Genomic DNA, 25,113 nt, shown 5'->3' on the forward strand with positions numbered 1-25,113 from the left:
CATCGACGTTTATATTTACGTGAAAACACAGCCGAGATTCCTGTGGAAAACAACAGTGCAAATATTATTTTAGGAGGTATCTATCATGTACTTTGTCGGGATCGACATTTCCAAGTACAAACATGACTGCTTTATCACTACCGAATCAGGCGAGTTTGTTACTAACTCTTTTACCATCAAAAATAGTAAGGATGGTTTCCAGGAACTTCTTACAGTACTAACATCACTTAATTCTCAAGAAGAAATGCGAATAGGGTTTGAAGCCACTGCTCATTATGCCCTTAATCTGAAGTTATTCCTTGAAAAAGCCCACTACAGCTTCATGGAATTTAACCCTATACTTCTTGCTAAATTTAACAAGTCTCAGACCTTACGACGTACCAAAACCGATGCTATAGATTGTACTTCTATAGCTCGTTGGTTAATGACAGTAGACTACAAACCCTACCCAATAGGATTTTATCATACATATTCATTAAAGTCATTAACTCGTCTTCGAGATACTCTTGTAAAACAAAGAAGTTTTTATCTCGTTAAGATAACCAATGTTTTGGATCACACTTTTCCTGAATTTAAGCCTTTCTTCCATAATCGTTTCAGTAAGACCTCTTTATATCTTCTTGAAACATACGGTTCTGCTGAAAGAATGGCTCGTATGAACACTGCTTCCTACGACAATCTTCGAAAGATTTCCAGAGGTAAGTTTTCTATGCAGAAGTTCTTAAAACTCAAGGAGCTTGCTACTAATACTGTCGGTGAAGATAATGAAATATTCTCTTTGCAACTCCAAAGCCTCATTAACCTGTACAACCAAGCTTCCAAAGAAGTTAACTTGATTGAAGAACAAATCATTTCTCTAATACAGGATATTCAGCCCAGATCACTTACCATACCAGGCATTGGTGCTTTGTCAGCAGCCGTTATCTATGCTGAATATGGCGATTTATCGAAATTCAATTCACCTGCTCAAATGTTGTCTTTTGCCGGATTAGAACCTGGGTATTATCAATCAGGAACTTCGGAACACGGAGGTCACATGGTTAAGCGCGGTTCTTCTCATCTAAGATTTACGCTTATGAACTTATGCATACCTTTGATACAGTACAACATGGTATTTGCTGAATACTACGCTAAGAAACGTGGCGAAGGGAAAACTCACCGAGTTACCTGCTCACATGTCATCAAGAAACTTATCCGCGTTATCTTTATATTAGAGAAATATAACATGAACTTCGACTCTTCAAAACTCCGCTGATTGTGTAGTGGCAACCAGCAACACTATATCTCAACTTTTTATAACTAATTCTTGAAAGGTTTATTAAGGTTACCCTTTTTTAAATTTCAAGTTTCTTCAAAAAAGCTTGACTTTGAATAGCTAGTCACCTCTTTCTGTGTTGACTGACGGTATTATCTGCAAGTTTAGCGAAAGTATACATTATCTATTTAGAAAAGTGTTGGTGCAATAAATAATGATAAGTGTTGTAAAAGCGCTTAGCATCATGGTTATTATCAATATGCTAGCGATAATGAAGCGATAAGAATTGCAAAACATAGCATATTGACAGTAAATCGAATGATAAGGACTTTTAGAACACTTATCATATTATGTAATTCGTTATTCTTTCGAGAATGGTACAAGCATATTATTTAGTAAGAAAAGGTTTACTTCCTGTTTTATCTTAAGTGCTTAAAAAGTATTCGTATTAATCGATACTCGAATAAGAAATAATCTGATAAAACAGAAAAAAGTATGAATTATTTTCTAACCACCCTCATATATATAAAATGTTAATTACAAATTTAAGACGGAAATCAAAGTATAGCAGGGTAGTTGAATGAACGTGGGAGGGTTAAATAAGATGCCAAATAGAAAAAATACCGGGATAGGATATGAGGATGAAATAGATTTATTTCATAAAGGTGTTAATTATCACATTCATCATGTGCTCGGGGCTCATAGTATGGTTGATGGTGATAAACAGGGTACGCTTTTTCGGGTATGGGCTCCTCATGCAATATGGATTAGTGTAGTCGGTGAGTTTAATCAGTGGAATACACAGAACCATAGAATGGAAAAGATGGAGTCAGGAGGCATATGGTCTCTATTTATCCCGGAGGTTGCCGCTCATGATTTGTATAAATTTGCGATTGGAACAGGTTCAGGAGAGATTTTATACAAGGCAGACCCTTATGCATTTTATTGTGAAGTCAGGCCAGATACCGCTTCTGTTGTATATGATTTAACAAAATATTCGTGGTCGGATAATGCATGGCAGCAAAATAAAAAGGATAATGTTCATTTCGATAAACCGATGGCGATATACGAGGTTCATCTTGGTTCCTGGAGACTTACGGAGGATAGGAAATGGATGAATTATCGAACCTTGGCGGTGCAGTTGGTAAGCTATGTGAAGGAGATGGGTTTTACACATATTGAATTAATGCCTGTTATGGAGCATCCGTTTGATGGGTCGTGGGGCTATCAGGTGACAGGCTACTATGCGGTCACCAGTAGATACGGTTCACCGGAGGATTTCATGTATCTGATTGATTTGTGCCATCAGAATGAGATTGGTGTAATTCTGGACTGGGTACCGGGGCATTTTCCTAAGGATGCACATGGGTTATCCATGTTTGATGGTGCTCCTTTATATGAGCCTTCGGACTCAGGTAGAAGGGAACATCCGCAGTGGGGCACTCTGATTTTTGATTATAGCAAATATGAAGTAAAGAGCTTTCTTATATCAAATGTAATCTTTTGGTTAGAGTATTATCATGTCGACGGCTTTCGTGTTGACGCAGTAACCAGTTTGCTTTATTTGGACTTTGCTAGGGATCACTTTATACCAAACTGTTTCGGAGGGAGAGAGAATCTTGATGCTGAGGTTTTCCTAAAAGAACTGAATAAAGCGGTTCATATGCTTCATCCGGGTACATTAATGATTGCTGAGGATTCCAGTCAATGGCCACATGTGACTGGTGCAGTAGAAGATGGAGGTCTCGGATTTGACTTTAAGTGGAACATGGGATGGATGAATGATACATTGAGATATTGCTCCATGGATCCGTTGTTTCGTAAGGGGAATCATGATTTAATTACATTCTCCATGACCTATGCTTTTTCGGAGAATTTTATGCTCCCGTTATCCCATGATGAGGTTGTACATGGTAAACAATCTCTACTCGATAAAATGTTTGGAGATTATAATCAGAAGTTCGCAGGATTAAGAGTACTCTATGCTTATCAGTACGCTCACCCGGGGAAGAAGCTGATCTTTATGGGTGGAGAATTCGGTCAGTTCATTGAATGGAAATACGATGACAGCTTGGATTGGCATCTGTTAGGATATGATATGCATCGCAAGATGTCACATTATATGAAAGAACTAAATCAGTTTTATCTACAAAACAACAGCTTATGGGAGGATGACGGAGGATGGAATGGCTTCCGGTGGATCAGTCCTGACGATCGAAATAGCGGAATTCTTGCATTTATTCGAACATGTCGTTACAGCGAGGATTTCATAATTGCTATCTTTCATTTTACACCTGTACTTAGAGAAAATTATGTTCTAGGGGTACCATCAGCTAGCGCTTATAAAGTGATATTTAACTCGGATAAAGAATGTTATGGAGGAAATCAGGCTTCTAAGGAACAAATGCTTCCTATGACGGAGAAACCATGTCATGGGTTTGAACAATCGATAACATTGACGGTAGCACCCTTATCCGCTTTGTTTTTGAAAGCGGAGAGTGAGACTACTTATTTGACATCAATAAAGGAGGATTAATGAATGGTAGAAAAAAAATGTGTGGCAATGCTTTTGGCAGGTGGGCAGGGAAGCAGACTGGGTGTTTTGACAAAGAATACCGCTAAGCCGGCTGTTCCCTTCGGTGGAAAATATAGAATTATTGATTTTCCACTTAGTAATTGCACCAATTCGGGAATAGATACAATCGGAGTATTAACCCAATATAAGCCCCTAAAGCTAAATTCTTATATCGGAATCGGGCAGCCTTGGGATCTTGATAGATTGAACGGTGGGGTAACAATCTTACCTCCCTATATGAAACAAACAGCAGGGGAATGGTATTCCGGAACGGCAAATGCCATATACCAGAATATCGAGTTTATTGATACATATAATCCTCAATATGTACTAATCTTATCAGGGGATCAGATATATAAGATGGATTACAGCGCCATGCTGCAATTTCATGAGGAGAAGAAAGCGGATGCAACCATAGCGATTCAGGAGGTTCCGTGGGAAGAAGCAGGACGGTTTGGAATTATGAATACAGATGATAAGAATAAGATATATGAATTTGTGGAAAAACCGAAAAAGCCGATCAGCAATAAGGCATCGATGGGAATTTACATATTTAACTGGAAGAAACTCAGGCATTACCTGATTGAAGACCAAGACAATACCTCTTCTACCAACGATTTTGGAAAGGACATCATTCCAAAGATGTTAAGAGATAGTCAAAGGATGTTCGCTTATACATTTAAGGGATATTGGAGAGATGTTGGTACGATTGATAGTCTATGGGAGGCTAACATGGATTTGCTAGAGGAGACGCCGGAGCTGGATCTCTATGATTCGGGGTGGAAGATCTATTCCAGAAATCCGGTGGAGCCTCCACACTATATCGCTTATGGGGCGAATGTAAAGCGCTGTATTATAACAGAAGGTGGCATCATATATGGTGATGTCTATCACTCTGTATTATTTTCTGGTGTAAAGGTTGCCAGAGGAAGCAAGATTCATAATTCTATTCTGATGCCGAATGTAAAGGTTGGAGAAAACACGATAATTGAGAATGCATTCATTGCGGAAAATACAGTACTGGGTGATAACTGCTATATTGGATATCACAGAAGAACAGAGGAGGAGAAGCAGGAGCCAAGTGAAAGTAATATCACGGTGGTCGGTGAAAACTTAGCCATACCGTCCGGTTTTAAACTAGATCAAGGAAGTATGATTGATGAGGATAACTTTAGAGAATATCAAGCGGTTGTTTAGTGGGAGGAGGTTACATCATGAGAGATACAATGGGGATTATTTATACCGGTGACAGCTATGTCAGCCTACAGGAGCTTACAAGACGAAGGTCAGTTGCAGCATTGCCTTTTGGAGGTAGGTATCGTGTTATTGACTTTACCTTATCGAATATGATTAACTCAGGCATTACGAATGTAGGCTTAATTACACAGAATAACTATCACTCTCTGATGGATCATCTTGATTCGGGGAAGCAGTGGGACTTGGATCGAAAAAGCGGGGGATTATTTATCCTTCCCCCGTATGTCAGTGCGGACAATACCGGCTGGTACAGGGGAGAGATAGAAGCGTTCCATTGTAATATGTCATACATTCGCAAAAGCCCTCAAAAGTGTGTGATCATCTCCGGAAGTACGATGATCTGTAAGGTGGATTATCAGAAGGCGATGGATTTTCACAGGGATAATCATGCAGATATCACAATGATATATAAGCAGGAAGCAAACTCCTCCAAGGAAGAGCTATCAAGACACACCTTGTTACAGGTGGATGAAGATAATAGAGTATGGGATATTGCAGTAAAACCGTCTACAGCGATGACGGATAAGGTATTTATGGAGATGTACATCGTCGATAAGCATTTATTCGAATATCTGGTGGAGGAAAATGCTGCTCGTGGTCGATACGATTTTTATAAGGATATCTTTATAAAGAATAAGGATAAATTAAAGATACTTGGCTATCCCTATGGGGGGTATCTTGCCAAAATTGATAGCATAAAGTCTTATTTTAAACATAATATGGAGCTTTTAACGCAGGAAATTTACAATGAGTTATTTCATCAAACAGGAAAGGTTTACACCAAAGTAAAGGATTCGGTTCCCGCAAAATACGGGGAGAAAGCGGTATCTACCAATTCTCTGATAGCGGATGGTTGCGTTATTGAAGGACAAGTAGAAAACTGCGTGCTGTTTCGTGGAGTGAAGGTCGGTAAGGATACAGTGATAAAGGATTCGATTATTATGCAGGGCTCAGAGATTCATGACAAAGCTGTATTGGAAAATGTGATTTTGGACAAATCGGTCATAGTACGGAAAGGAAAGCATTTGATCGGCCAGCAGAGCTATCCGATGGTGGTTCGCAAGAATGCGGTGATATAAACAGTATAATCAATGGAGGTATCTATGTTAAATATATTAATGGTGGCCTCAGAGGCAAGCCCGTACGCGAAAACAGGTGGTTTGGCCGATGTGGTGGGATCCTTGCCGTTCGAGCTGAAAAAGAAGGAAACCGAAGTTCGAGTTATCTTGCCGAAGTACGATACAATACCATGGGATCTCAAGGAACAGATACGGCATAAATGTTACATCTTTGTGGATATCGGTTGGAGACATGTTTACTGTGGAATCGATCAGGCTGAGTATAATGGAGTGATTTATTATTTTATCGATAATGAATATTATTTCAAAAGGGATCGACTATATGGCCATATCGATGATTGTGAGCGTTTCGCCTTCTTTTGTAAGGCAGTTCTTGAGAGTATCCCGCATTTGGACTTTATACCGGAGGTACTTCATTGTCATGACTGGCAGGCAGGTATGGTGCCGGTACTGTTGGAGGCGCATTATCGAAAGAATAATTTATATAAGAACATGGTCACTGTTTTTACAATACATAATCTAAGATATCAAGGTATCTATGGAATTAAGGAATTTAAAGATTGGTTTAGCTTGAGTAAGGATTACTTTACGAATGATAAGCTGGAATTCTATGAAGGAGCTAGTTTTATGAAGGGCGGGCTTGTGTACTCACGTGTAATTACCACGGTTAGTAAAAATTATGCTGAGGAGATTAAGTTACCCTATTATGGAGAAGATTTGGATGGATTACTGCGTGCACGGAGTCATGATTTTCATGGGATTTTGAATGGAATTGATTATAGCGAATATGATCCGAAGAAGGACAGCTTAATTTATCAAACATATTCAAAATCGAACCTTACGGGTAAGGCAGTAAATAAGGCGGCTCTGCAGAGAGACTTAGGACTGACGGAGCAGGAGGATATTCCTCTGATTAGTATGATATCCAGGCTGGTGGATCAGAAAGGGTTTGATCTGATTGCTTGTATAATCGAGGAGATGTTGGAGGAAGAGGTTCAGTTTGTTGTACTAGGAGTGGGTGATGAAAAGTACGAGAAGCTCTTTGGATGGGCGCAGAACCGATATCCGGGGAAGGTATCCTCAAAAATTAGCTTTGATAATAATCTTGCACATAAAATCTATGCCGGCTCGGATTTTTTCCTGATGCCATCTTTATTTGAACCATGTGGACTCGGTCAATTAATTAGTATGAGGTATGGAACACTTCCGATTGTCAGAGAGACAGGAGGGTTAAAGGATACTGTTTTTTCCTATAATGAGGAGACACAAGAAGGAAACGGTTTTAGTTTCACCAATTATAATGCGCATGATATGTTGCATACGATTAGAAGAGCATTGTGGATTTATAAGAAAAAAACCTTAAAGCATAAATTGATAAAGACAGCCATGTCCTGTGATTATAGCTGGCAAAGTTCAGCACAAAAGTATAAGGAGTTATATGAATCGATTGTACTAAACCAATGATAATTGAATAAGTAGATATCGAAGAGTGAGTACAATGGTAATTATATAGATATTTAGATTGAGTTTTATTTAAAAGACGTGCGTGTAACATAGTAAAAAGATATGGAACAATGATAGAATCATCAATTACAAAATAGGATAAATGATAGAGTGGGTGGGATAAAATGAATAGAACGATAAAAATTCTATATGTAAGTGCGGAGATATCACCGTATGCCAGTGCTGGTGGGCTTGGGGAAGTTGCAAGAAGTTTTCCCGTAGCCCTATGCAGGGAGGAATCGGTCGAAGTGAGAAGAGTAATGCCTTTATATAAGCAAATTGACAAGGACTTAACATATCTACGGGATTATCCGGTATGCATGGAGAAATCTTTTGAAAGCTGCATATTAAAGGTAGATCCGAAGGAGCATCAAATTCCTACCTACTTTATTGGTAATGCTCACTACTTTTACCGAGATCATATCTACTCTTATGAGGATGACGGGTTACGCTTTTTTTTCTTCTGTAAAGCAGTGGTACAGTTGATTGGTACGATTAATTATATTCCGGATATTATTCATCTTAATGACTGGCATACCGGATTTCTTCCGTTATTATTAAAAAGTATATATCCTAATATTAAAACCGTATTCACGATTCATAATATCTCCTATCATGGATTTATCCCATATGCATACCTGAGTAATCTGCTATATGAAAAGGAAGCCAAGGAACTTGGGTACCCGGAAGATTTGAATTTTATGAAAGCAGCGATTCTATATTCGGATGTTGTTACTACCGTGAGCCCCGGTTATGCAAAGGAGATTATGACTACCCAGAAACATACCGGGATGGAAGAGATAATAAAGCGGCGTAGTTCACCGATAATTCCAATACTAAATGGGATAGAGATTGAAAGCTATAACCCGGCTAAGAAGGGAGAAATCGCTTATCCGTATGATATTAATAGTATGGAAGAAAAGAAGAAGAATAAATCTTTCTTACAAAAAGAACTGGGATTAAGTGATACGGATATACCGCTTGTCGCTATGGTCACCCGATTAGAGTATGAGAAGGGAATTGATCTGCTAATTAAAGCAATCAGTTATTTGGATATGTCTGCTATTCAGCTTGTTATTCTTGGTTCAGGCAAGCCATATTATCATGGGATGCTAGAAGAAATCAGTAAGGGCTACAAAGGAAACTTAATATATAATTCTCATTATGATGTGGATTTGGCCAAAAGAATCTATGCAGCAGCAGACATTTATCTCATGCCATCAAAATATGAGCCCTGTGGTTTAGGACAGCTTTATGCCATGCGTTACGGAGCGATACCTGTGGTGAATCCGGTAGGTGGACTAGGGGATACTGTTTGTTTTGATGAGACAAAATCGGAGATATCCTCGGGATTTTACATGGAGGAGTGGACCGGTGAGGCATTATATAAGGCAATCAGGCTGGCGGTTAAAACATATTACACCGTAAGCTGGAAGAGTATGATGATGAATGCGATGAAGTTCGATTCATCCTGGGAGCGAAGTGTTAGGGAATACCTTAGCGTGTACAGAGATTTGTTGAAGCGATATAAACAAAATTGAATCGATTAGAAAAAGTAATTGAAATAAAAAGTCGACGACAGTAACGAGCCTTCCGGTAGGGTAATGCAATTCAGGTGGAATGCTCGTTCATTGTTTCGCCGACTTGATTCAAAAGACGTGTTTAACTTGGGCTGTACATGCCTTTGCTTTGCATATAAGCAAATATGGACTCACCATGCTTTTGTTCTTCTTTTTGTATGTGATTTAATACATCACGTATCTGTGTATCTTTGAATTCAAATATTGAAGTATTATAGGCACCGGAAACATATTTTTCAGTCATAAGCATATCAGTGCAAAGCTCTTTGTCTGAAGCTTTGAAAGGAGAATTACCACTGCTTTGCATATTAACAGAGTCTTGTTGTGACATAGAGGTGGAGCTTGTGTTGGATTGCGCACTTTGCCCACTGCTTTGTCCACCACTTTGATTCATGGAAGGGATTTGTCCACTTAATAATTGGGTTATTGTTTGTAAATGTCCTTTTTCACTCTGAGCATTAGCTCGGAACACTGCCTTCAACTGCGCATCACATGCCAGGTTCTCATAATTCTCATATTTTGTAATACAATTTTGTTCATGAGTTTTTGCATCTTCTAATAAAAATTTTTCTTTTGTAGTTAACTGTACGTTACTAATCATCGAATTCCTCCATTCGGCCCATTTTTATATTGGGCATCAGGTCTTATTTGTCATGGAAGAGCTTGGACTTTCCACATGCATACCTGCTTGATTAGTATTTTTCATAATTGGATTAATTATGCTTTATAACTTAAGAAACTTCTAATATTTTCATTCCGAACAGAATCTTTTCAGCATATGATATAGCATCAAGCGACGCAATCAGCTTTGATAGTATCCTTTTTAAGGAGGATCAGATATGTTACGAAAAATGATAATATTAGCTTCAATATTTGGAGTAATTATGCTAATAGCAACGGGCTGCGGGCAAAAAGATGAAAATGATATTAAAGGTACAAAAAGTCCAATGAAAGTGGCAGTGAGTAATACAACACAATGGCCTAAGGGTCTGGCAGCCGATTTTGTTCCAAAGCTTAATAAAGGAATCGTAAGCTACACATTGAATGCCAAGCGGGGCTGCTTAATTATAGTAGATAAGATTACAGTGGAGGATTATAACAAATATGTGGATGCTGTGATAAAGGCAGGCTATTCGCTGGATAAGCAGGAAGTAAGTGCAGATCACAGCTACTACTACTCCGCTAAATCAGCAAATGGTTCTGTAATATCCGTGTGTTTTATATGGGAAGAGAAATCAATGAATATCATGTTAGATATGTCAAAGAAAGAATCGTCAAAAGAATAGATAAGAATGATACGTAAGTAGGCTGTGAATATTATGGTATACACCCTTTTGACTGCATGCATTGATAATGCACATACTAATCATAAAAAATATGACTTAATCATTATGGTGACATATCATAATATTCGCAGAGTTAACTAATAAATCATTCGGTTTTTTAAATGAAAAATGATATATTATTCCACATATTTATCTTTGGAGAAATAACTAAACGCTTTAGCGATATAATCAGAAGCTCCTTCTCCGTATTTTTCATCTGTTATTTTACGAATTACATCACTGTTAAGATAACCGTCAATCACCATATCCCAATATCCGGCTCCCATATCAATTCCCATACTGTTTTCCTTCACCTGCATTATAATATCTTGAATTATATATTGGATCTCCGGTGATGAGATATCTCTTGTCATATCTGACGTAAGTGCTTTGTATAGTGCGTTATTTCTCTCAATAATATCATCTTTGTTTTCACACAGTGACTTGGATTTTTCCATCAGTTCTGAAAAATGTTCAAGGTTTTCTTTCATAGCCTGAGTATAATTTTCGATGCTGCCAAACTGTTTAATTGCTAGTTTGGCTACCCTTGATTCGTCTTCTTTCACTTTTTGAATAAACGTATTAAAGGCATCCACACTTCCCCAATACTTTATTACCTCATCAGCCTTCTCTTTTTTAAAATGCTCTAATGCATCAATATATTCACTTAAATCAAATTCCTTAAAACTCACTACGGGTTCTCCTTTCTCTAACTTCTCCAATAGTTGTATCAGTCGATCTGTTCGTTCTCGTTTTATATAAAGTAATTTTTTCTGCTGTTTATAAGCTGTGATTTTATCATAATCCGGTTTTTGCAAAATCTCCTTGATCTCTTTTAACTTAAAATCCAGTTCTTTAAAGAAGAGAATCTGCTGCAGTTGTTCCAGAGCAACATCATCGTATAGGCGATATCCTGATTCAGTGACGTTGCTGGGCTTAAGTAGACCAATCTCATCATAATATTGTAGGGTTCTAATACTAATTCCGGTTAGTTCCCCTACTTGTTTTACCGTTTTCATATTCATCCTCCATAAGTGTTTAAGACAATGACGCTTATCTGTGCCGGCAGAGCTTTCGATCATTTCTATAGCTCTATAGTACACTATTACGGAACGTGAGGGTCAATATATTTTTGTAAATATTAACTTAAAATTTTGGAGAAGTACTCTATGCCAGTTAAGAAAGAAGTGAAAATCATGGTGGTGCTTTTAAGAAAATCAATTCGTATTAAAGTACGTGTAATTTAAATATGACTACTTGAATTGATATCTATTAGCCCTGTCTATGCATGAGTCGAAACTCTGTTTACCCAAGTGTAGGGTTGTAAAAAAATAAAAAAAGGAGTATCCTTTTGTTAATTCAATTAAGTAAATCAGATAGAAGAATAAAGATAAAAACAAGATGAAATAAGATGTGTTCTTTAGGATGGAGGGAACAAATGAAAGATAGTAATACGATGACAAATGATTTGGTATCAGAAAGTGATAACCAATTAAGAAAAGAAATTCAACCATATGAGCGTATAGCAAAGTATTATGAAACAGACCAAATGGCTGTAATACACCACTCGAATTATATTCGATGGTTTGAAGAAGCGAGAGTAGATTATCTGGATCAAATCGGCCTTGGTTATGGAACAATAGAGGCAGCAGGCATCTATTCTCCGGTACTTGGAATAACCTGTGAATATAAATCAGCGGTACGCTTTAACGAGAGGGTTGTTATTAATGCAGAGCTTGTATTCTTCAATGGCATCAAGATGAAGCTCAAGTATACGGTTTTGGATAGTGAATCAAAGCAAGTTCGTGTAACCGGAACTTCAGAGCATTGCTTTGTAACTACAGACTTTAAACCGATCAGCTTAAAGAAAACACAACCTAAGATGTATGAAATCTTACTTGGGTGCTTAAAATAGAGATTATTCTGTACTTATAGTACAAGGTGATACACGGTTAGCAAAAGGAACATAATTAATATGCTGCAGCGGCTGTTATAGAAAACCCCAGCTATGCCATGATAAAATGACCGACCTGGTATATCATGATGGCATAGCTGGGGTTTTGTTTTACATTAAGTCTTTGGGATTACGCTTTATCTCCAGATCAGGATGATAACCTTTTGCCATCTTGTGCATCGCCTTTCGGTTTGCTACAGTATCAAAGATAATGGAGAAATCATAATCTTCCGGATACATTTGGTCAGCAGAGACCTTCAGCTGCAAGCGCTTATGACTAACAAACTCCTTTTTCTTTTGAATCTGAACACCAACCTCACCCTTTTCATTCGCTGTTCGATATACAATACCGACTTTTTTTTGTGGATAAACCATTACACTATCTCCAACTTGAAATCTTTGGCTACGTGTATTAACAATCTTTACGGGTGTAGCCTTTAATACCTGTGGGATTAGATTACCTGTGGTAGATTCCGTCTGAATCGAATTAGGAGAGGATTCTTGATAAAGAAATGCATCCTCCGGTGTAGCATGATGAGTTCCGGTATGTTTTATATAAGCTTCTTCATAAGCTCTTTTTAGCATATGCTGAGGAAGACCAAGACGTTTAGCGATATATAAGGCGCAGCTTTCTCCTGCCTCCCCAAGCTCCAATTGATAAAGAGGCTTAAGACTCTCTCGGTCAAATGCCATTCTGGCATTGAGAAAACCCTCTGTTTGGCTGGCATATTCCTTGATTTCCGGATAATGAGTTGTCACTACAAACAGACACTCCTTCTTCCTTAATTCCTCTAGAACTGCAACCGCAATACCCATTCCTTCTGCAGGGTCAGTACCGGAACCTAATTCATCTAATAATATAAGGCTATCCCTGTCTGAAGAGGATAAAATGTGAATAATATTCATGATATGAGATGAGAATGTGGATAAGTTCTCTGAAATACTCTGACCATCTCCAATATCACATAGGATCGTATTATTCAAACATAAATCTGCTGATTCACAGGGTATATGCAAGCCACATCCCGCCATCATCTCAAACAAACCAACGGTCTTAAGGGTTACTGTTTTTCCGCCTGTATTTGGTCCGGTGATAACAATGCCTCGAATTCCATTTCCAATCGTAAAGTTTAAAGGAACACAGCAAGAAGGATTGATTAGAGGATGACGCCCGTTCTTTATATGAATTCTACGTTGTGTATTGATTATGGGGGACACGGCCTTCATATCCACACTCAGCTTTGCCTTTGCAAAGATAAAATCTAGGGTTTCCATTCCTTCGATATTCAACCTGATTTCAGAAGCTTTCTCACTGACTAAGTCTGACAAAACATAAAGAATACGACGCTCTTCATTACTCTCCTCGATTTCCAATAAGGACAATTCATCCTTCAGCTTGGAGGCAGCAGTTGGTTCTATAAAATAAGTGGATCCACTAGAAGAGATATCAAGTACAGAACCATTTACCATATTCTTGCATTCCTTTTTTACCGGCAGGACATAACGTCCATTTCTCATTGAAACAAAACTCTCACTAAACCATTCCTTCTTTGATCGTAACTGATTTTCTAATTTAGCTTTCACCTGGGAAGCAATTTGGTTTATCTTGCGTCTGATATCTTTTAAATCCTTCGATGCATTATCATCAACAGTATTATTACGAATGCAATGATCAATCTCGTCGCACAATTCAGAAAAATTATAAAAGGAGTAGCCATAGGATGCAATATCTACGTTCAAGGATTCGGCTCTTTGAAGAAATGTTTTCATTCTCTTACAGGAATTAATAAATAATCCGATTTGAGATAATTGTTCCGGTATCAGCATAGCTCCCTTTTCACTAAGCTCTAGCAACATCGGGATGTCCTTCATCGATGCCAGAGGGGGTGAGCCAATTTGATCCAGTATTTTTCTGGCTTCAGTGGTTTCCTTAAGACTAGCCAGTACCTTACGTTCATCAAGGTAGGGCTTTAATTCTTTCAGTTTGTTTTTCGTATGCTCGGATATAGCATTTTCACAGAGCATATCGATTATTTTATTAAATTCTAAAGTTGTTATTGAATTTGTCATGATATAATCCTCCAATTAAAAATGCCCACGGAACGACTACCATTACAATATGGCAGAATACTCCCGTGGGCATAGATACTGTTTTATTAGATGAATGAACGATATTCACAAGTATAAAAATAGCGTAACAGGGGATACCTATTACGCCTTATGCTTGGCCATGAGTTCTCTCAAATCACCAATATAATAAGACAGTTCTGAGTATTGACTGTAAAGGTAGAATGATGGGTACAAAAAATAAAGTACACAAAGTGCACCCAATCCTATTCAATTATGTGCTAGTTAGCACAAACCTCTATTACAGTTAATACCGACATCAAAACCATCCTTTCAATCTTAAAATTATATTTACTATAAATGTATTTTAACATAGTCTTGTAAGAAGTGTCAAATATTGAATCTTATTAAGCGAGAAGTAGGAAGTGATTATTGCAAAATACCAGAGTGAATGTAGACATGTTAAATAGTAGTGGAAAGATATAACATTATATCCAAATGTTACACAGTAATTAATTAAATATTACGTAAATGTTAAATAATATGGTTGACAATGTAATATATGTGTAATATAATCATTTACAGAAATCGTAAAAATAAAGGAGCACTATCATGAGAAATAAAATTTTAATAAAAATATCCGCTGTCTGCATGGCGATGTTAATGGCTTTCACACCTATTAATGTTTATGCTGCCACTATTATAAAAAGAGGAGATCATGGAAAGGAAGTAAAAGAATTACAAGCTTCGTTACGTGATATGGGATACTTTAAATATCATAAACTGACAGGTTACTATGGTAGTATAACGGAAGATGCAGTTAAGCGTTTTCAACGATCGAACGGGATCAAAGCCAGTGGAATCGTAGGAAAAGCAACAAATAAGGCACTGGAGAAAAATTCGCAGGATGTAACTACAGGTAAGCGTGTAGCTACAATGTCCACTAGGGTTGAGAATTCACCAAAATTGGTAGGTAGTCTCGATTGGTTTAAACAGGTCAGAGCATTATGGAAAAGGGGTATGGTAGCGGAGATAACGGACGTTGAAACCGGAAAGACCTTTCAGGTGAAACGAACCTATGGTACGAATCATGCGGATATTGAACCTCTTACGATAAAAGATACAAAAACCATCAAAGAAATTTGGGGTGGATTCAGTTGGAAGAGAAGAGCGGTAGTGGTTCGATTTGACAATTGTATATTGGCAGGTTCTATGGCGGCGATGCCACATGCGGGAGTGGATAAAAAACCTGCGAATGCGATACTGCAGAAACGAAGCGGAGGCTATGGCAAGGGATATAATCTTGATGCTGTTAAAAATAATGGAGCGAATGGTGTAATGGATTTGCACTTTAAGAATTCTAGAACACATGGAACCAATAAAGTTAAAAAGTCCATGCAGGATATGGTAAAGAAAGCCGCTAATTATATAAAAACACTCAATATAAATTAAGCTAAAAGATATTTATTTGTTATAAACATTAGCATTGATATTTGAATATAATAAAATTTGTATTGGCATATTATCGTACGAAGGAGCTATTATAAATGAAAATCATAAACGGAAGGGAGTATTCCGCAAGAATTGATTTTCATTATAATAGCTCCTTTGTATTGCTTACTATCTGGTGTTTATCTTTACAAATAAATGATACTAGGTAATGCTTGAACAAATATTCATTCGAATAATATCCTTAACACACCTCATAAAGAGCTTAGTTAATTATATGCAGTGGTTTACAATACGGGTATCATTTTACGTAATATCCTTATACTTTCTTCGAATTTTTGTAATGAATATAATCAAGGATAGCATCAACACCCTTAAGATATCCTCCGGCTTGGATAAAGCTATCCTGAATATCCCGTGCATGTTGATAAAAATTTTCCGTTCTTAAGATATGATTGGCATTGGTGCGAAGCAGTTCTGCGTTGATGGAGTCCGGATTTAATGAGGTACCGGCGCCTAACTCAGCGATTCGTTTTGCAACCGCTGGCTGATCGTTCGTCATCGGAATCGCTATGACTGGAACACTATGATAAAATGCTTCGCTTACGCTATTTAATCCTCCATGGCTAATGAATAGGTCTGCCTGCTTTAAGACCTCAAGTTGAGGTATGTAATTACGAACGATATAATTTTCTGGGATATCTCCCAATTGGGTAATATCGATTTTGTTTCCAACCGATAGGATGACCTGATAATAAGTATTGGAAAATGCCTTCAATAAATGCTGGTATAAATCCAGACATTTATTATTAATCGTACCCATAGAGATGTAGATTAACTTTGTATAACGTGATTTGTTTATGATAAAATCCGGCTCCTCATATCGTTTCGATATGGATGGACCAATAAATTGATAGGAGTCATCGAGTGCATCACTGTTAGGATGGAAGTACTTTGAGGTATATACTAAATTGAATTCCTCCTTTTTGAAAAATATATCATTTAACGTGAGAAAAGGAAGCTTCCATTCCTTCTTCACCAGCTCCAATTGATGATAGAGATAATCAAGTTGAAGATGATAACCTGGTTTCAGCATGGAGGGAGGGATAGGTGGTTGCTCCATCACGAAGGAGGAAGAGGAGGAGATAGCAGGGATATGTAGCTTTCCGGCGATGATATTACCGGCACCGAACATAACATCATGGATTAGATAGTCAAATTGCTGGTCAGATATCCGATTCAATACAATCTTCATGATAGCATGATCAAAGCCAAGCATATATTCCATTAGTGTATAAAAAGGATGATTACCATGAGGCATAAATTGCTGAACAAATTCATTAAATTCTTCGCCTAGATCCATGAAGATAGCACCATGTGATTCAATCTTTCTCTGAAATTCCTTTGTGGAGAAATAATATACTTCTTCTCCCCTGTGAACTAATTCCTTTACGATTGGCAGGGTGGGGTTAATATGTCCGTGAAGATTTCCATTGAGAAACAAAACTTTTGCCATAAATACCTCCATTCAGCAGCACACTACTTAAGTATTCTAATAATTAATAGTAGGGTTAATGATCACTTGTAAACAATTCTCGGGTTTCATCACACCACCGTAGCGTTCCCTCCGCATTGATGATACCAAGACGCAGTGATGCCAGCCAGTAGGGAAAGGCTTCTTGCTTCTTGGCATTTTCATCCACACAATAGGCTTCTTCCATCAATTTATATTGTTTTAGATTATTTTCATTGCGTATACGTACTTCCTCAACCATATTCAATACATGTTCCTTCGGCATGTAATTCCCAAAGGATAATTTTAATAGTAATTCAGAACGTGGAGGCAGAATCTCTGGCGGCTGGGTAAGCCAGATTAAGAACTCCTCCTTGCCCTTCTCAGTTATGAGATAGGTTTTGCGTCTTTCATCTGAGTCAGAGCTTTGTGGAGTAATCAATTCTTCCTCCGTTAACTGCTTTAATACCGGATAGATATGTCCGAAGTTCTCATTCCAGAAGTGCGATATGGTCTTGTCGCAGAATTTTTTGATATCATATCCGGAACAGGGCTTCATACTTAGTACACCCAAGATTGCGTATCTTGTTTTGTTTTTTGTGGCCATAAAATGCCTCCTTGCGAAATATGTAACTTAGGAATTAAAAACTACGTGATTCATGTACCCGTAACTTTATATCCTCTGATATGGATGATTGTAATGAATGATATTGACTTATAGCATACTGTTGCATGCTTAGAATATTATTTAAAATATATCAGGCTGATACTATAAAAATATATCAGGCTGATACAATCATAATATATCAGCCTGATACATATGTCAATATAATTTATTCTTTTAATGGCAGTTCAACACATTGGTCGGAGCCATACAGTTATGATTTTCACATACATAGTAAGTGGTTTTTTCATTGATGATTCTATAATCTTCGATGAAATCCGCTATTTCTTTCACTTCCTCACAATTATTTTCGGTCTTGAGGAGTACAACGGTATTTGGCTCAAAGTTCATTGATATATAGTCAATCAAATCCTGGTAACCTTCATGCTCATTCGCGACACACACAATCTCCTTGGTTGGATATAGGGCTTCTAAGAAGGCCATCAGAGCGAAACTATGGCCGGCAGGGTAATCCTTGACTTGTCCTGCCAGGAAGCGTAGCTGTTTGTTGGCACATTCGATAAAGTGTTGATTCGCTGTAATATTAGCGAGTCGCTGTAATACATATCCTGCCACTGAGTTACCGGAGGGCATTGCTCCATCATATACTTCCTTTGGTCGGTAGATTAACTTTTCTGCATCATTGGCATTCAAAAAGAATCCACCATAGCGCTCATCCCAGAATAGATCAATCATTTTATTGGCTAGGAAGGAGGCTCTTTTTACATACTCGGGGTCAAAGGTAGCATCATAGAGCGATAACAATGACATGGCATAGAACGCATAATCATCAATTAACCCAAAATGAGAAGCTTTTTCATCCCGGTACGTAACATAGAGAAGACCATCGGGATCGGTGAGCCTGGTATTAATGAATTCAGCAGCACGTTTAGCGATGTCAGCATACTCTTTGTTTTGGAATACCTTTGCTGCGGTCGCATAGGCATGAATCATTAAGGAATTCCAGGAAGTAAGAGTCTTGTCATCCTTATGAAGCTGCGCTCTGTTCAAGCGATAGGAATACATCTTGTTACAAAGACGTAGAACACGCTCGTTGTCTGATTTTAATTCATGCGATTTAATCAGATTGGGGATGGATTGCCCATGTTCAAAATTACCTTCCTTTGTAATATCAAAGTACTCGCAGAAGAAAGAACCATCCTCATTACCTAACACGGAGCAGACCTCATCAGGGGTAAATGTATAATATTTACCCTCAACGCCTTCACTGTCTGCATCCTGCGCGCAGTAAAAACCACCCTCCGGATCGGTCATTTCCCTTCTGATATAATCTAAAATCTGTTCCGCAACCGTACGATAAACTGTTTCTTTGGTATGCTGATAGGCCTCAGTATAGACGGTAGCCAGTAGTGCATTATCATATAACATTTTTTCAAAATGAGGGACCAGCCATTTTGCATCTGTGGAATATCTAGAAAAGCCGAACCCGACATGATCATAGATTCCGCCACGGTACATGTGCTTTAGTGTATTCTCTACTTTGAATAGGGAGGATTCATCTCCTTCTAATTTGGCGTGGCGAAGTAGGAACATCAAATTATGAGGAGTGGGAAACTTTGGTTCATTTCCAAATCCACCGTAATCATGATCAAAGTTCTGATTAAACTGTGTTACAGCGAGGTTTATGATATCCTTTGTGACAGAAGCACCTGCTGAGGAGGCTTCAAATTCATGCTTCATGATATCACCGAGTTTCGTTCCCGTGTTAATGAAATCGTCTGGATCCTCGTGCCACTGCGTGGCAACCTGACTTAATAAATCCATCAATCCAAGAACACCATTGCGTGAATTCTTAGGTAGATAGGTTGCAGCAAAGAAGGGTTTTTGTTCCGGAGTCATCAGTATGGTAAGCGGCCATCCACCATGTCCTGTTGTAACCTGACAGATGGTCATATACACGGCATCAATATCCGGGCGTTCTTCCTTATCAACTTTGATGCTGATGAACTCATCATTTAATAGCTCAGCGATTTCCTGATCCTCGAAGCACTCATGAGCCATAACATGGCACCAGTGACAGGTCGAGTAGCCAATCGAAAGAAAGACCGGCTTGTTCTCTTCCTTCGCTTTATCAAAAGCTTCCTCACCCCAGGGATACCAATTCACAGGATTATATTGATGCTGTAATAGGTATGGGGATTTTTCGTTAGATAATTTATTCGGGATTTGGGTGGTTTGAGTACCCTTATTCGTGACATGCTCTGTTTTCATAGACACACTCCTTATCGTCATGTTATTAAATCAAAATTCTGATTTGATTATTATGCGTATAAAGAGTGAAATTTATAAGAGTGGTTAATAGAATATACTTAACCAGATTATGGTAATATAAAAAAATAACTGTCCACTGAGTTGGTAAATCAGTGGCAGTTATTTTTTGCGCAAGTTTTTAAAAATTATATCAACTACCCAATTTTCCAAACAATTAATGATGCTAGAACTAACCAAACACCGCCAAGAAGTATCGTGATATTCCCAAAACCAAATTCGACTATATTATTTTTGGAGAATCCATTATGATAAGGACGTGAATTTCTATCCTGAACAGTGAATTCATTATCCATAAAGCTAGTCTGTGCTGCATTTTCTGAACCGATATTACTGATATTAATACCGGAGGGGTTGCCTTTTAGTGTCATTAAGACACCAATCAGGGCGAGGAGTATACCCTCAACGGATAAGATGTCCATAAAATGGAAGTCAGTCATATAAAAGATGAGGAATGCAAGTGGGATACCGATTACTAGATAAATAAGTGAATAAAGTAAGCAGAACATAATTTTTCGTGCGAATTGTTTCATTGAGAATCCTCCTGTTTTGTAATTTGTTTTGGTTGCTCGTGTTAAAGAATGCTTGAAAAAGGTGATTAAAAGGAATAAGGATTTTTCGTATTGCGATTAATGTGCTTATCTACTATATATATTTTAGTCAGCAGTTCGTTGATTATGTCCATTTTGATGATGCAGAATACGAGGAATGCGCCGGCAAAATTAAGAATCACGTCATCTATATCACAACTACCCACCTGTAATATCAGCTGTAGTATTTCTACACTTACGAGGATAATCAGTAGCGTTAGTATGAACTTGTGCCACTTTTGTAAGGAAGCGGATACGGCTGGGAGCAATAGTCCCATCGGTGCAAATAAGATGAAGTTACCGAATATATTATCTATAATAATCTGATTATTAATTGTATTATTAAAAGAAGCATACACATATCCGATTATAGTTCGAAAAGGAATGAAGTTGCAGTTGTTACTTATATATCGAAGGAAGTCGACTCTATATCCATAAAAATGCTGTCTAAATCCACCGAATAAAACGAATAATAATAAAATTGAATAGAGGGTGAGTAGTGCGATTGCGAAGGATCTTACAAATTTACGACGTTTTCTTTCCATTAGACCCCATACTATAAATATTGTTCCTAACAAACTAGGAATTCCAATGACAAGGCACATGGGAAGTACAGAATCTAAATCAAAGGATGCATTCTGTAATGCCTGGAGTACAAAGAATCCCATAAAACCTAATACAAATAAATAAAAGATGATACCAATTCCGGTAAGAAGGTGTGAGTGTGTTTTTTTAATCATATGATTTTCCTATCCTCAGTAATATTTATCATTTATTATGTGTTGATTCCAATATTATACTTTATAATGGAATGAAAATCTACGTCTTTATTCGAATAGGAGAATAATATTTCTTATTAATAAGTAAATAATTGATATTGATATTTGAAAATATTACCTATATAATAACAGAAGTCGTAATTATTAATTAGGGTTAAGAACCTTATATTACAATCATAAATAATACATACGCAAGGGGAGAATGTGTGATGAAATACTTAAAGATCTTACTAATCAGTATACCGTTTTCAATCGCAGGATATATTCTAAAATGGGACTCTACACTTATGTTTATATTAGCTTGTGTAGCAATTGTTCCATTAGCAGGGTATCTTGGATCTGCGACAGAGGATATAGCAGTGTATACCGGGCCAAAGGTAGGTGGTTTCTTAAATGCTACATTTGGTAATGCTACGGAATTGATTATCAGCTTTTTCGCAATTAAAGAGGGACTGTTTGATGTTGTAAAAGCTTCATTGGCCGGTTCTGTACTTGGTAATATATTGTTGGTTCTTGGCTGTAGCATATTCGTCGGTGGCATAAAGCATAAAGAATTAAAGTTTGATACACAGCAGGGTACATCAACTGCCACGATGTTATTATTTGCGGTAATCGGATTATCACTTCCTGCTATTTTCACCTGGAATGCACCGGAATCATTGGTTACCTCAAAGTACGAAAGTTTCAGTGTTATAGTCAGCATAATCATGCTTGTTATCTATGTGGTCGGTATGATATATTCCTTCAAGACGCATAATGATTTATATGGTGTGGATCATGCAAAGGACATTGTAACGCAATGGAAGCTGCCGGTCAGTATAACAATATTAGGTGCTGCAACTGTATTTATCGCTGTGGAATCTGAGATTCTTGTTAAGAGTATTGAACCAATGACGAAATCGGCTGGCATCTCCGAGATGTTTATCGGTCTGATTTTAATACCGATTGTCGGAAATGCAGCAGAGCATTCCACAGCGGTTATTATGGCTCTTAAGAATAAGTTGGATATCTCAATAGAAATTGCAGTCGGATCCAGTTTACAGATTGCGTTATTTGCAATTCCAATATCTATATTATTTAGTTTATTCTTTAGTCCGATGAGCATTATATTTAAACCAATTGAATTATTCCTATTCGGTTCCAGTGTCTTTATTGCAAATCATATTGTAAAATCAGGCAGAACGAACTGGATGGAAGGGTTGAAGTTAATGTCTGTATACTTAATAGCAGCAGTTGGTTTCTTTATAGTAGGATAATAAGGAACTGAATAAATTAAATTCTTAAACGTTAAAGCTACATACTTATACAATCCGGTGATATATTACCCACTAAAATATACAACTTGATTTAGCTTAGTTGAATCTTTGTAGAATAATTAGAGAAATCAAGACCGAATTCATAAAATCAGAGAAACTCTCATCATCTGTTTCTTCCGGTTTCAGGAATTCGGTCTTTTTTGATACTCTGTCAAATAATTATCCTGTTATACAGTAATCACACAATTGTCTTGTCATACATTAATTAGGAAGAAGACAATTAATTTTTTACCTAATATTCACAGAAAGCTGATTTTGGATTTCACATAAACAGGATATAGTATAGATAGATTGATAAACAGTTACGGGGATTGAGTATAGAAGGTACTCAAAGATCGTAGATTTGTTGAAAGGTGTGACCATTATTATGCGAAGGTTTTTCCATGAAGCTTACCAAGCAGGAACCATTATTGAGTCTTATCAGGGTATGAAGGAATATTCGGATTTCTTAGCTGAGTTTAATGATTTATATGATTCTGAAGAACGTGAATGCGATGATGAATTTAATGAACTAGAAGACGAAGAAACATATGATGAGGAAATGGTCGACTGTTTTATTTATATGGGGGAGATGGATTACCTTTAGGCATCAGCTTAGGGCAAATTATTTATTACACAGTAGTTCAATCATATAAAGATTTGTTTTACTAAAGGAAAAGAAAGGAGGAAGTTAAATGAAATTTTGGATCAAGTTAGATAGCTTTGAGAAGATTAAAAAGTTTGTAAATATAACTAGCCATGTGGATTATGAATTGGATTTGATTTCAGGTAGATACGTTGTAGATGGAAAGTCTATTATGGGAATATTCAGCCTGGATTTATCAAGACCAATTCTGGTTAATGTGTTACAGGAATCGGATGGTACACCGAAAGAGCTAGAAGAATTTATAGTAGATTGTTACGTATAAGATAATATTAAAATACTAATAAAAAATACTCTCTGTATGATACAAGTTGATTGTATCATTTTTTTTTGATTATTTATGACTTCAATTTATAACAGCACACAATTTTGGGATCGATCAATAAATATTGGGAGGTGAATTTCTGGAAGTCATGATTAAATTTTACAATAGAAATAGCCGGATTTTTACTATACTTATCATTATCTATAGGTTTCTTCTATTTATTAGATAATATTAATTATTTATAAGTTTAATTAATGAATGGGATTAATTTCACTAATTTGTAAAAACATAAAAGACAAGATAATATATAGGAGTGTTGGAATTAGTAACAATTAAAACCTTACAAAAAGTGGGTATCATATGCAATTATTAAAAGACAGAATTCGTAAAGATGGAAAGATTCGATCAGGAAATGTATTAAAGGTTGATAGTTTTTTAAATCATCAAATGGACATCGAATTATTTGGTGAAATTGGGAAAGAGTTCAAAAAAAGATTTCAGGATAGTGAAGTAACAAAAATTCTCACGATTGAGGCATCAGGAATTGGAATTGCATGTATCGCAGCTCAATATTTTCATGTTCCTGTTGTATTCGCTAAGAAAAATCAGACAAAGAATATCGCCGGTGAAGTATATACCAGCCAGGTGGAATCCTTTACGCATGGACGTGTATATGACATCATCGTGTCCAAACAGTTCATCAATGAGGAGGACAAGATATTAATTATTGATGATTTTCTTGCAAATGGAAAGGCCTTGATCGGACTTTCGAAGCTGGTTAAGGATGCCGGCGCAACTCTGGTAGGTGCAGGTATAGTAATAGAAAAGGGATTTCAAGAGGGCGGTTCGGTAATTAGAGAAAGTGGTATCCGTGTAGAATCTCTGGCAATCGTTGAAGCAATGAGTGAAGAAGATGGAATAAGGTTTCGTGATTAAGATTTACACTGGGCGGCGAGCCTTGTAAATAGAGAACTTAGGGAAAGACAACGAGACTGCAATCTCGGTACATT

General features: G+C 37.2%; 21 protein-coding genes. 13 read left to right on the top strand and 8 right to left on the bottom strand.

What is annotated here, in order from left to right:
• The first annotated feature begins 85 nt into the window (after window positions 1-85).
• The 6 genes from AC6IWN_RS18400 (at window position 86) to AC6IWN_RS18425 (ending at window position 9,210) form a co-directional block, all read left to right on the top strand.
• Window positions 86-1,255 (top strand): IS110 family RNA-guided transposase, encoded by a 1,170-nt coding sequence (locus AC6IWN_RS18400; RefSeq protein WP_497989507.1) that lies wholly within the window; start codon window positions 86-88, stop codon window positions 1,253-1,255.
• A gap of 604 nt (window positions 1,256-1,859) precedes the next feature.
• Window positions 1,860-3,791 (top strand): 1,4-alpha-glucan branching protein GlgB, encoded by a 1,932-nt coding sequence (gene glgB / locus AC6IWN_RS18405; RefSeq protein ID WP_497989509.1) that lies wholly within the window; start codon window positions 1,860-1,862, stop codon window positions 3,789-3,791.
• A gap of 3 nt (window positions 3,792-3,794) precedes the next feature.
• Entirely contained in the window at window positions 3,795-5,027 is a 1,233-nt protein-coding gene (locus AC6IWN_RS18410) for a glucose-1-phosphate adenylyltransferase (RefSeq protein WP_497989511.1), read from the top strand.
• 17 nt (window positions 5,028-5,044) lie between these two features.
• The gene (gene glgD / locus AC6IWN_RS18415; RefSeq protein WP_497989512.1) at window positions 5,045-6,166 is read left to right on the top strand and encodes a glucose-1-phosphate adenylyltransferase subunit GlgD; all 1,122 of its coding nucleotides are present in this window, start codon (window positions 5,045-5,047) and stop codon (window positions 6,164-6,166) included.
• 24 nt (window positions 6,167-6,190) lie between these two features.
• Window positions 6,191-7,630: a glycogen synthase GlgA gene (glgA, locus tag AC6IWN_RS18420; RefSeq protein WP_497989514.1), complete on the top strand. Its 1,440-nt coding sequence runs from the start codon at window positions 6,191-6,193 to the stop codon at window positions 7,628-7,630.
• A 164-nt stretch (window positions 7,631-7,794) separates the two neighbouring features.
• Window positions 7,795-9,210 (top strand): glycogen synthase, encoded by a 1,416-nt coding sequence (locus AC6IWN_RS18425; RefSeq protein ID WP_497989516.1) that lies wholly within the window; start codon window positions 7,795-7,797, stop codon window positions 9,208-9,210.
• Window positions 9,211-9,331: 121 nt separating this feature from the next.
• On the opposite strand, the gene AC6IWN_RS18430 is transcribed toward AC6IWN_RS18425, so the two are convergent.
• Window positions 9,332-9,850, bottom strand: a complete 519-nt coding sequence (locus AC6IWN_RS18430) for a spore coat protein (RefSeq protein ID WP_497989518.1) — start codon at window positions 9,848-9,850, stop codon at window positions 9,332-9,334.
• Window positions 9,851-10,088: 238 nt separating this feature from the next.
• On the opposite strand from AC6IWN_RS18430, the gene AC6IWN_RS18435 reads away from it, so the two are divergent.
• Complete coding sequence (locus AC6IWN_RS18435; protein ID WP_497989519.1) at window positions 10,089-10,535, top strand: DUF6591 domain-containing protein; 447 nt, start codon at window positions 10,089-10,091, stop codon at window positions 10,533-10,535.
• Window positions 10,536-10,711: 176 nt separating this feature from the next.
• Here AC6IWN_RS18435 and AC6IWN_RS18440 read toward each other — a convergent pair whose 3' ends face one another.
• The gene (locus AC6IWN_RS18440) at window positions 10,712-11,593 is read right to left on the bottom strand and encodes a MerR family transcriptional regulator (RefSeq protein ID WP_497989521.1); all 882 of its coding nucleotides are present in this window, start codon (window positions 11,591-11,593) and stop codon (window positions 10,712-10,714) included.
• Between the two features lie 419 nt (window positions 11,594-12,012).
• Here AC6IWN_RS18440 and AC6IWN_RS18445 point away from each other — a divergent pair, with 419 nt between their 5' ends.
• Entirely contained in the window at window positions 12,013-12,489 is a 477-nt protein-coding gene (locus tag AC6IWN_RS18445; protein WP_497989523.1) for an acyl-CoA thioesterase, read from the top strand.
• 150 nt (window positions 12,490-12,639) lie between these two features.
• Here AC6IWN_RS18445 and AC6IWN_RS18450 read toward each other — a convergent pair whose 3' ends face one another.
• Entirely contained in the window at window positions 12,640-14,598 is a 1,959-nt protein-coding gene (locus AC6IWN_RS18450; protein WP_497989525.1) for an endonuclease MutS2, read from the bottom strand.
• A gap of 609 nt (window positions 14,599-15,207) precedes the next feature.
• On the opposite strand from AC6IWN_RS18450, the gene AC6IWN_RS18455 reads away from it, so the two are divergent.
• Window positions 15,208-16,047 (top strand): peptidoglycan-binding domain-containing protein, encoded by an 840-nt coding sequence (locus AC6IWN_RS18455; RefSeq protein ID WP_497989526.1) that lies wholly within the window; start codon window positions 15,208-15,210, stop codon window positions 16,045-16,047.
• Window positions 16,048-16,363: 316 nt separating this feature from the next.
• Here the strand turns inward: AC6IWN_RS18455 and AC6IWN_RS18460 are convergent, their stop codons facing one another.
• The 5 genes from AC6IWN_RS18460 to AC6IWN_RS18480 form a co-directional block, all read right to left on the bottom strand.
• On the bottom strand, window positions 16,364-17,560 hold the full coding sequence (locus tag AC6IWN_RS18460; protein WP_497989528.1) for a macrolide family glycosyltransferase: 1,197 nt from the start codon (window positions 17,558-17,560) through the stop codon (window positions 16,364-16,366).
• Between the two features lie 55 nt (window positions 17,561-17,615).
• Window positions 17,616-18,164, bottom strand: a complete 549-nt coding sequence (locus AC6IWN_RS18465) for a PadR family transcriptional regulator (RefSeq protein ID WP_497989530.1) — start codon at window positions 18,162-18,164, stop codon at window positions 17,616-17,618.
• Between the two features lie 234 nt (window positions 18,165-18,398).
• Window positions 18,399-20,453: a thioredoxin domain-containing protein gene (locus AC6IWN_RS18470; RefSeq protein WP_497989532.1), complete on the bottom strand. Its 2,055-nt coding sequence runs from the start codon at window positions 20,451-20,453 to the stop codon at window positions 18,399-18,401.
• 194 nt (window positions 20,454-20,647) lie between these two features.
• The gene (locus AC6IWN_RS18475) at window positions 20,648-21,043 is read right to left on the bottom strand and encodes a hypothetical protein (RefSeq protein WP_497989534.1); all 396 of its coding nucleotides are present in this window, start codon (window positions 21,041-21,043) and stop codon (window positions 20,648-20,650) included.
• A 65-nt stretch (window positions 21,044-21,108) separates the two neighbouring features.
• Entirely contained in the window at window positions 21,109-21,840 is a 732-nt protein-coding gene (locus AC6IWN_RS18480; protein ID WP_497989536.1) for a VanZ family protein, read from the bottom strand.
• A 248-nt stretch (window positions 21,841-22,088) separates the two neighbouring features.
• Between AC6IWN_RS18480 and cax the strand changes: the two genes are divergently transcribed.
• The 4 genes from cax (at window position 22,089) to AC6IWN_RS18500 (ending at window position 25,039) form a co-directional block, all read left to right on the top strand.
• Window positions 22,089-23,135 carry a calcium/proton exchanger gene (gene cax, locus AC6IWN_RS18485; RefSeq protein ID WP_497989538.1) on the top strand — a complete coding sequence of 349 codons (1,047 nt, stop codon included), beginning with the start codon at window positions 22,089-22,091 and terminating at the stop codon, window positions 23,133-23,135.
• Between the two features lie 427 nt (window positions 23,136-23,562).
• On the top strand, window positions 23,563-23,781 hold the full coding sequence (locus AC6IWN_RS18490) for a hypothetical protein (RefSeq protein ID WP_497989540.1): 219 nt from the start codon (window positions 23,563-23,565) through the stop codon (window positions 23,779-23,781).
• 88 nt (window positions 23,782-23,869) lie between these two features.
• Entirely contained in the window at window positions 23,870-24,103 is a 234-nt protein-coding gene (locus tag AC6IWN_RS18495; RefSeq protein ID WP_497989542.1) for an HPr family phosphocarrier protein, read from the top strand.
• A gap of 360 nt (window positions 24,104-24,463) precedes the next feature.
• A complete protein-coding gene (locus AC6IWN_RS18500; RefSeq protein WP_497989544.1) occupies window positions 24,464-25,039 on the top strand; it encodes a xanthine phosphoribosyltransferase in 576 nt (191 codons plus the stop codon).
• The last annotated feature ends 74 nt before the right edge of the window (window positions 25,040-25,113 follow it).

Source organism: Variimorphobacter sp. HTMS_6, from assembly GCF_059717775.1.

Bases quoted from the DNA above. Each gene is read 5' to 3' on its own strand.
- AC6IWN_RS18400 (WP_497989507.1), top strand. From the start codon at position 86: ATGTACTTTGTCGGGATCGACATTTCCAAGTACAAACATGACTGCTTT.
- glgB (WP_497989509.1), top strand. From the start codon at position 1,860: ATGCCAAATAGAAAAAATACCGGGATAGGATATGAGGATGAAATAGAT.
- AC6IWN_RS18410 (WP_497989511.1), top strand. From the start codon at position 3,795: ATGGTAGAAAAAAAATGTGTGGCAATGCTTTTGGCAGGTGGGCAGGGA.
- glgD (WP_497989512.1), top strand. From the start codon at position 5,045: ATGAGAGATACAATGGGGATTATTTATACCGGTGACAGCTATGTCAGC.
- glgA (WP_497989514.1), top strand. From the start codon at position 6,191: ATGTTAAATATATTAATGGTGGCCTCAGAGGCAAGCCCGTACGCGAAA.
- AC6IWN_RS18425 (WP_497989516.1), top strand. From the start codon at position 7,795: ATGAATAGAACGATAAAAATTCTATATGTAAGTGCGGAGATATCACCG.
- AC6IWN_RS18430 (WP_497989518.1), bottom strand. From the start codon at position 9,850: ATGATTAGTAACGTACAGTTAACTACAAAAGAAAAATTTTTATTAGAA.
- AC6IWN_RS18435 (WP_497989519.1), top strand. From the start codon at position 10,089: ATGTTACGAAAAATGATAATATTAGCTTCAATATTTGGAGTAATTATG.
- AC6IWN_RS18440 (WP_497989521.1), bottom strand. From the start codon at position 11,593: ATGAAAACGGTAAAACAAGTAGGGGAACTAACCGGAATTAGTATTAGA.
- AC6IWN_RS18445 (WP_497989523.1), top strand. From the start codon at position 12,013: ATGAAAGATAGTAATACGATGACAAATGATTTGGTATCAGAAAGTGAT.
- AC6IWN_RS18450 (WP_497989525.1), bottom strand. From the start codon at position 14,598: ATGACAAATTCAATAACAACTTTAGAATTTAATAAAATAATCGATATG.
- AC6IWN_RS18455 (WP_497989526.1), top strand. From the start codon at position 15,208: ATGAGAAATAAAATTTTAATAAAAATATCCGCTGTCTGCATGGCGATG.
- AC6IWN_RS18460 (WP_497989528.1), bottom strand. From the start codon at position 17,560: ATGGCAAAAGTTTTGTTTCTCAATGGAAATCTTCACGGACATATTAAC.
- AC6IWN_RS18465 (WP_497989530.1), bottom strand. From the start codon at position 18,164: ATGGCCACAAAAAACAAAACAAGATACGCAATCTTGGGTGTACTAAGT.
- AC6IWN_RS18470 (WP_497989532.1), bottom strand. From the start codon at position 20,453: ATGAAAACAGAGCATGTCACGAATAAGGGTACTCAAACCACCCAAATC.
- AC6IWN_RS18475 (WP_497989534.1), bottom strand. From the start codon at position 21,043: ATGAAACAATTCGCACGAAAAATTATGTTCTGCTTACTTTATTCACTT.
- AC6IWN_RS18480 (WP_497989536.1), bottom strand. From the start codon at position 21,840: ATGATTAAAAAAACACACTCACACCTTCTTACCGGAATTGGTATCATC.
- cax (WP_497989538.1), top strand. From the start codon at position 22,089: ATGAAATACTTAAAGATCTTACTAATCAGTATACCGTTTTCAATCGCA.
- AC6IWN_RS18490 (WP_497989540.1), top strand. From the start codon at position 23,563: ATGCGAAGGTTTTTCCATGAAGCTTACCAAGCAGGAACCATTATTGAG.
- AC6IWN_RS18495 (WP_497989542.1), top strand. From the start codon at position 23,870: ATGAAATTTTGGATCAAGTTAGATAGCTTTGAGAAGATTAAAAAGTTT.
- AC6IWN_RS18500 (WP_497989544.1), top strand. From the start codon at position 24,464: ATGCAATTATTAAAAGACAGAATTCGTAAAGATGGAAAGATTCGATCA.